Source organism: Paenibacillus sp. P4_A7 (assembly GCF_056402455.1).
In genome coordinates this window covers 1-8,046 of the sequence record NZ_JBFUHJ010000243.1, presented here as the reverse complement: position 1 = coordinate 8,046, position 8,046 = coordinate 1, and the positions used below count along the sequence as shown (strand labels likewise).

Here is an 8,046-nt window from a genome sequence, read left to right as displayed (position 1 = left end):
GATCATAGAAGCTCTCGATTGCCTTACAAGACGGCAGCATGAAACATATGATGAATTTATTGACCGTATACAACCTAACACATTAGCCAGTGCCGTAAAGCTTCTTGATCTAGAAGATAATAGTGATCTATCACGAATTACGAATCCCACCGAGGAAGATTACCAGAGAGTTGCGAAATATAATAACGCAATGAATAAGCTTAAACGGAAAGTATAAAATCCTCGATAAACTCGTTGATTTGGGTCACCAAGAAACTCCCGTGACATTATTCAAGCCTAAACAGCCCCTCTCTAAGGAATAGAGAGAGGCGGTGTGCACCCATCAGTATGGCAACATGGCAACAACCTGAGAAGCCGTTGATATCTAAGACCTTAGTACGAACCTTTCTCGTTCGTGGGACCACACAAACAGATCCACGTCTGATACAAAGGACGCTAACAGAAGACGTCCTTTCTCAGGACTATAGCCTTCAGGAAGCTTAATACCGCTAAACGCAACATTTGTTATCGTGGCGTCAAACGCATACTTGAATTCCTCCTGTCCGACATACATAAGCGCGATTTTGCCAGACCAACGCACCGTGAAGTCATTGGAGCCTGTGTTTTTTTCAAAATGAATACGATGATCCGCCGCTGCGTCGTGACCGAGTAAATAAATGCCGAAGGCTCCATCTTCATAATCACGTTCATCTTGCAGCGGAAGCGTATCTACTTCAAACATAGTATGTACAAGCTTGGTAAAATCAAGATTGTTAGCTTCCGTGCCGACCAATAGCCCCTTATGCCCCCAAAACGTAGAGGACAATGTAGCCGCATGATAGTTATTCCACACGATCTTATGATACCAATCGGGTCTGTCATCATCTTCCTCTTCTTCCTCGACAATATCATCCGCATCATAGTCTTCAGACTTCAAGTGAAGGTCAAACCAGATGCCGCTATCGGGTTCCAGTCGAGCTTCCCATTCAAATTCTTTAATGCTGTGACCGTTCGGCCATGGATTGTCCTTAAAGTAGATTCGATTCATATGAATCTCTCCTTTCAAGAAATGAAGTATGCTATGGAATCATTGGCTTCAGTCTGACCATTCTATCGATTTGGAGATTTATTCTTCGTACTATCCATACAAAAAAAACAGAAACAGGTCATTTGCCCTGCCCATCACTTCTTGACTCAGCCTATAATCCTCAATTAGTTCTTTGATTTTGGTCATAAAAAAACTACCCTCTATTTGCTAAATAACGCAAATAAAAGAGAGTAATTTTTAACACTCAATTGTTGCAGGTGTACGTGGAATATCAATGCCGTCAACGCCAGAAACTCTTGTCCACCAAGGAGTCACAAGCAATTAACGTCATCAATTATATGATCCTATTCCCACTTGATCGTTGCCGGCGGTTTGGAAGTTACATCGTACACGATGCGGTTTACGTTCTCAACTTCGTTCAAGATACGAACTGAAATTTTCTCTSCACATCCCAAGGGATACGTGGGATAAGAGCCATGATTCAGACTTAAATCATCGTAATCCCGACCACCATTACCCGCTTCAAATGCAAGAAATTACTATTCAATTATTGCGTTATTTTTGTATATCAATTGTAGCGGGTAAAATCAGTGATTTCAACTAAAACTGATGATGCGTATGGAGGGGCATGGCATGTACAAATGTGGATTATTAAGTCGAATTTTATATAGTTATGAATTATGGAACAATTTCAAAAATGGTACCTTGGTTAAAATCAGCCACTTTCATAGAGCTATAAACCCCTAAATATAGTTTGGTTTGATTCAGATTCGTTCCCAAACTAACATAATACGCTGATTGAGCCCCAAAATTATAATCGGTTTCAATAACACTAAAATCATTTAGTTTGCAATCCATTCTTACTCTGGTATAAGCTAAGACACCTCTAACCGGAAGTTGAGATTCTTTAGCCAGAGCTAGATCGGTAAACACAACATTTCCCGTTAAATCGGGGATTTCATTTCCCATATATGGCTGGACTCCTGTAAGTGCAGTTGCTCCAAACTTATCGGTTCGGGGATCTTTATGAAAATAACTAGTTAGAGGCTGAAGACGTCGCACTGAAGTTTTTACTGCTTCATCGTAATAAGAAATTGTTTTCTCATCCAAAGCCGGATTTGCAGAGCAGCCTGTTATTATCGAAGTAGGAAAAGCACCTTCCCACCCTCGCCAGCCAAAGTTAATAAATCCTTCTTGGTCAGGTTCAGATTTCATTAAATAAGCTTGAATAAGCTGAGTAACCGGTATTGGTTTATAATGAATGAACGAAAAAATCGACTCTACGAGATCCTGTCCGACATTGCCTGCGTATTTGATATACTGATTATAAGACCTTTGAAATGAAATGCCTGGTATATTGCGAACTCCTTTGGCAATTACCGTAAGTGTTTCCTGAATAGGTACGGGTAGCTCATTAAAACGTGTAACTACGGGTGGATTATCGATAAATGTATTCTTAAATACATCAATTTCTATTATTTTACCTGCGATTTCCATATCATCTTGGCTTAAATTAAATGGATCATAGCCTGATCCACCATCTCCGGTTGTCAAAACAAGTTTTCCTGTTTCAGGTGAAAAGTTTAAGCTATTGACACCATTATGGTTTAAAAATGGTCTTCTTATATTAAGTAATGTCCGCCGTTTTTGAGGTTGACCATTCGATTGTAGAATCCATTCTTCAACTGTATCAATATGATCGTATTGAATTTCTCTATTTATCCATTTTAGGTTTAAGGTTCTAGGATCACACGGGTTAGGCCTAAAAGATTCAAGAGGAGCACCTGGAAAAGCACCTGGACCTTGTGTTCCAGCTACTGAAAAATGAAGATAGAAAAGACCGTTATAATAAAATTCGGGATGAAACGCTAGCCCTAGCAATCCCCGTTCATCATATCCTCCACTAGAAACACCAAGTTTTATGATTCGCGAGCTAATATCTAAAAAAGGCCTTATAACTCTGTTTCGTATGTAAAAGATCTCTCCTACCTGGGTTGCAATAAATAATCTTTCAATTGATTCACCCGGAAGTATAGTTGTTTTCATAACAGTGGGTAAATTTATATTACTTACAATGGGCCGTAAACTAACCTTAACTTTTATCAACTAACTTTACACTCCATCCTATTGTTTTTTTTATAAAGAATATGATTAGAACTGTTCTATTAGTACCAATTAGGGCCGGGCAATCTGTCGATTGGAATGGACAGCGGACCGCGAATCTATCCCATTTACAAAATATTAATCTTTTAATCATAAGACCCGACTTGGATCATAATTGCTTAACATGCTAAAATGACGAAATACTCATCGTTTTAAGGAGGGAGGATTTTCGTGGATCCCAAGTGGAAGGAACAATTGGAGCAGCATAGAAACAAGCGGCGCGAAGATATTATTCAAGGCGCTCAGCAGTTGTTTTTGCGCAGCAAAGCGGCGAATGAAGTACGCGAACAGGACGTCTTTCAACTCGCGAACGAACTGCTCGGCGGTCGTGCTCCCATGTTGATAGGATTTTTAAGAATGTTTGCTATGTAAGTTAACAGGTAGAGTGATAACATATTTGATCACCGGCATGTCGGAAGGACTGGTAGATGATGCGTGCCTCTGGGCACGCTGGAACGAAAAAAGATGATTCCCACAAAAAAGGAATCATCTACTTCTAGCCAATCTATACCAAGTCTTCCAGTTGCAATTCCAATAAGCTTGTTACCACATAATCCGCATGCGATAGAATGTTCGAATCTCCAACCCCGATGGAATACATGCCGGCACGATTGATAGCCTCAATACCCGCTTCTGCATCCTCTACACCCACACAAGATTCAGGAGAGATATGAAGCAGCTTAGCGGCGGTCAAAAATATTTCCGGGTCTGGTTTGCCTTTCGCAAGGCTGGCTGGATCAACAATAACATCAAAATAATTTCGAATCCCCAATTTATCCAATATAAAAGGCGCATTATGGCTGGCAGAGGCCAAGCCTATTTTAAGGCCGGCCCGTCTACACGCTTGCAACAGAGGTATAACGCCCGGCAAAATATCCTGTTGGGTAATCGAAGCAATCCGTTCCAAATAGTACCCATTCTTTTTCTCTGCCAGACCTATCTTCTCTTCTATTGAATACTGACGTTCCTTATTCCCCAGCTCCAAGATCCTATCTAACGATTCCATTCTAGATATGCCTTTTAAGCTCTCATTAAATTCACGCCTAACCGCAATACCAAGCTCCTCACCCAAGCTCTTCCACGCCAGATAATGATATTCTGCAGTATCCGTAATAACGCCATCCAAATCAAATATAATTCCTTTTGTTTTTAACATCTGGTATCAAACCTCCCGCAGAATGCATCAACAGGACTGATTCCTTTAAACTCGCTTTCTCCCACCAGCTTCTTTACAACCCATTCTATGTTTTTGTCTACATTACTATAGGCATTAATATAGGTTGGGATTCTGGGGGCATCATACAAATGATACGGATTTCCAAAAGAAATCATGACAACGGGAATTTCCTTTATAAACCAAGGCATAAATTGACCCGCCGGCATCCCCCATTCAATCCGATTAGACGTTTGATTACTTTTCACCCGATAATCAATCGAATAAATGACCATATCATATTTGGCTTTCAAATCAGCTGCTTTGCCAATAAGAAGATCAAAATCTATTTTAGTGTTATCCAATAAGGTGACATGGAACCCTTTTTCTTCCAACTCCTTGGCCAAAACCGTTTTGCTGTGCTCTTCATTTCCGAGTGGAATTAATAAAATTTTACGATAGCTTTCTGGACGGATAGGCAAGAGGTTATCGTTATTTTTGACTAACGTAATCGATTGATCAAACACTTTTTCAGCTAATGCATCGAAAGACAAGTTGTTCGTCTGCTCTTTATCCTTGGCAAACATCCTCTCTTTCATCCCTAATATGCGAACCAAGGCCTCATGCAATCTATCCTTTGTGATGATGCCCAGACTTACCKCTTCATAGATTGCGGCATAATCTTCCTCCAAGCTTTTTGTAAACAGCAGCATATCGCAGCCTGCATTAACACTATTGACCATGCTTTCTTTTCTAGTGGCAAAACTATTAAAACCACACATACCAGTAGCATCAGTTATGATTAGTCCATTAAACCCTAAGTGCTCGCGCAATAAACCGTTTAATAGATTTTTGGATAAAGTCGCGGGCAAAATTTCGTTATCCTTTATATCCGGTTGAACCATTCTCTCGTAAGAGGGAAGCAAAATATGCCCCGCCATAATACAAGGAATATCATGTTCGATTAACCCCTTATACACAGCCCCGTAGCTATCATCCCATTCCGAAAACGGCAGACTGTTAACCGAAGGGAGGACGTGATGATCCCGATCATCAACACCATCCCCGGGAAAATGTTTAATAACGGGCATGACATTGGCAGCTACTAGCCCCTCACAAAAGCTTTTGGACATCTCTGTTACATGTTCCGCATCATCGCCGAACGCACGAGTATCCGTAATCGGGTTTAAACAATGATAGTTGATATCCACAACCGGAGAAAAGGTCATGTTTACACCCAAGGAACCACTTTCAACACCTATAAAGTTAGCTGCTTCACGGACTAATTCCGGATCGTTCGCAGCGGATAATTGCATCGCGCTTCCAAAGCTTGCTCCGTCTTTCACGATTCCATTTACGCCATGTTCCAAATTGGCCGAAATGAACGGAACAGTCAGACTGGTATCTTTTATTAAATCGATAATTTCCGTCACCGTTGCTTCACTTGCAGGACGCAGCATGACTCCGCCCGGTTGTATGTGCTGAACCATGCGCAGCACTTGCTCATTGCTCATTTGCTCATAATGCATTAAAAAAAACAATTGACCGATTTTCTCGTTTAGAGGCATTTTTTCTATTTTATCCGCGACGTTCCTTCTTTGTTCCTCCGTTAAATAGAAAGGCTTCTCTTTTAATAAATCCGTATTGATCATTGCATTACACACGCTCCTGATTTCTTTTCTCGATGTCTGTCACGATTTCGCTGTACAGTTGCGAAGTTAAGTTATATTTCAAAAGCAATACTCCCCCTAACACACATCCGATCACAGGTACCCACACCATGACTTGATGCAGAGCGTTTAAGGTTTCCGCACTTTGTGTCACACCCGGCATATAGCCGATACCCGATAGTACCCAACCCGCAATCGCCGCAGAAATACCTGATGCGAGCTTTGAACTAATCGTATTCGCAGAAAAAATAATACTCTCCATTCGGACTCCCGTTTTCCAGTCGCCATACTCTACTGTCGAAGCTACCATGTTCGTAATAATCAAGGAATAGACGCCCATTGCAGCATTGGAAACTCCATCAATAACGATATAAAATACGGAAGCCTCCGTATTCACGATATAGATCAAGGAAAGGACAGCATGTACGAGCACAATGGCCAACATCACCTTTTTATCGCTAAACTTCTTAATCAATTTGGGCGTGAATGCAATTAATATAAGAGTGACGGGTAACGAGACCATCGAAGCATACGACGATAGAATATCGTTGCCTAAATTATATTTATAAAAGTAAATGKAGATACTTCMTTTAAGCATTACCGGCACATAAATAGCCAGCTTCACCAGAATAATAATAATTAACGGTTTATTCGCCAGGAGAGCCTTAATCATTTGCAAGCCTTTCACTGGGTTGGTCTTGGCAATAGTGGAATCTTGCCCTTCCGTCTTGTTGTTCATAAAATTTAATGATTGTGCAAGAAGAAGTCCACAGATGGTAAAAACGACAGCAAGGATGATACTTAACAAGAAGAAGCCATCAGAGTAATCATTGTTTCCTAACCATTTGACAAGAGGCATCTGAGCCATTCCGATTCCAAATCCGGCAAACATCACGACCAATTTACACATGGTCAGCAGCTTGATTCGTTTGTCCTCTTCTTTCGTAATCGAAGGCACCATAGACCAGTATGAAATATCAAAAAAGGCATAGGCTGTCCAAAAAAGAATGGTGACCGCGTAGATATAGATTAAATGCGCCCCATGATCCAGTGGAGGACTCCAAAATAGTGCAACAAATAATAAACTGATGATCGGAGGAATAACCGTAACATAAGGTCTGTATTTCCCCCATCTGGTGTTCGTTTTTTCGATGAGGACGGCAATAATGGGATCGACAATTAAACCATATATTCTAACGACTAATAGGAGCGTCCCGATTGTAGCCGCGGAGAACCCGGCAGCTTCCGTGAAGTAAAACAGAAAACCGGCCGACATCAGTACATAAATTAAGTTTTGACCGAATCCGCCAAGCGCAAATCGTCTACTCACCTTTTTGAAGTTCATCATGTTGTAACCCCTTTCATTTTCTACTTCAATCTTATGATTTTCAGTTCGAAAGCACTAACAAGTTATGGTTCAAACCTTTCTTGTTTATTGTCTTCAATTGTTTAGAAAATCATTAAACTTACGTATTGTTGTGTATATACTTCCTTGTTTTTATACCACTGTGGGACAAAAAAAATACGTGGGCTTTCCCTCCTGGCATCAGGAAGTTAAGCATGCGTATTTTTGACTTTGCCCTATATGACTTTATTCATTTTGATCAGTATAATTTCATGGGGCTTAAGATTAAGATCAAATGTAAATTCCCCTTGTATCCGCTCTTTATGAACACTCATTTTAGGAGTGGCTATCTGTTTCAAATAATGGATATACCCTGGAGTTAAGATGCCCTCGCCCGAGTTCACCCAATGATCATAAGCAGAGCCGTGTGAACGATTCAATTGTTCTTTCGTAATCAAATAAGAACCATATATATTTAATTTCATGGGGCTTAAGATTAAGATCAAATGTAAATTCCCCTTGTATCCGCTCTTTATGAACACTCATTTTAGGAGTGGCTATCTGTTTCAAATAATGGATATACCCTGGAGTTAAGATGCCCTCGCCCGAGTTCACCCAATGATCATAAGCAGAGCCGTGTGAACGATTCAATTGTTCTTTCGTAATCAAATAAGAACCATATATATTT

At 40.5% G+C, this 8,046-nt stretch carries 7 protein-coding genes and 2 pseudogenes; 2 read left to right on the top strand and 7 right to left on the bottom strand.

What is annotated here, in order from left to right; genetic code table 11:
• A pseudogene (locus AC1DWN_RS22185) lies at positions 1–217 on the top strand (GTP pyrophosphokinase); the annotation flags it as partial.
• A gap of 147 nt (positions 218–364) precedes the next feature.
• Here the strand turns inward: AC1DWN_RS22185 and AC1DWN_RS22180 are convergent.
• The 3 genes and pseudogenes from AC1DWN_RS22180 to AC1DWN_RS22170 all read right to left on the bottom strand — a co-directional run bounded on the left by AC1DWN_RS22180 (position 365) and on the right by AC1DWN_RS22170 (position 3,133).
• Entirely contained in the window at positions 365–1,027 is a 663-nt protein-coding gene (locus tag AC1DWN_RS22180) for a hypothetical protein (protein ID WP_477561074.1), read from the bottom strand.
• A 344-nt stretch (positions 1,028–1,371) separates the two neighbouring features.
• Positions 1,372–1,490: pseudogene (locus AC1DWN_RS22175) on the bottom strand (GMP synthase (glutamine-hydrolyzing)); the annotation flags it as partial.
• Between the two features lie 215 nt (positions 1,491–1,705).
• A complete protein-coding gene (locus AC1DWN_RS22170; protein WP_477561073.1) occupies positions 1,706–3,133 on the bottom strand; it encodes a PQQ-dependent sugar dehydrogenase in 1,428 nt (475 codons plus the stop codon).
• A gap of 228 nt (positions 3,134–3,361) precedes the next feature.
• On the opposite strand from AC1DWN_RS22170, the gene AC1DWN_RS22165 reads away from it, so the two are divergent.
• A complete protein-coding gene (locus tag AC1DWN_RS22165) occupies positions 3,362–3,562 on the top strand; it encodes a hypothetical protein (RefSeq protein ID WP_477561072.1) in 201 nt (66 codons plus the stop codon).
• A 133-nt stretch (positions 3,563–3,695) separates the two neighbouring features.
• On the opposite strand, the gene pgmB is transcribed toward AC1DWN_RS22165, so the two are convergent.
• From pgmB to AC1DWN_RS22145, 4 genes are all read right to left on the bottom strand, one after another.
• Positions 3,696–4,346, bottom strand: coding sequence for a beta-phosphoglucomutase (gene pgmB / locus AC1DWN_RS22160; protein WP_477561071.1), 651 nt, complete (start codon positions 4,344–4,346; stop codon positions 3,696–3,698).
• Positions 4,340–5,995, bottom strand: a complete 1,656-nt coding sequence (locus tag AC1DWN_RS22155; RefSeq protein WP_477561070.1) for a glycoside hydrolase family 3 protein — start codon at positions 5,993–5,995, stop codon at positions 4,340–4,342. The genes pgmB and AC1DWN_RS22155 overlap by 7 nt, the downstream gene beginning before the upstream one ends.
• 4 nt (positions 5,996–5,999) lie before the next feature.
• On the bottom strand, positions 6,000–7,361 hold the full coding sequence (locus tag AC1DWN_RS22150) for an MFS transporter (protein ID WP_477561069.1): 1,362 nt from the start codon (positions 7,359–7,361) through the stop codon (positions 6,000–6,002).
• Between the two features lie 408 nt (positions 7,362–7,769).
• Positions 7,770–8,046 (bottom strand): hypothetical protein (locus AC1DWN_RS22145; RefSeq protein ID WP_477561068.1); only part of this gene is annotated, 277 nt, incomplete at its 5' end.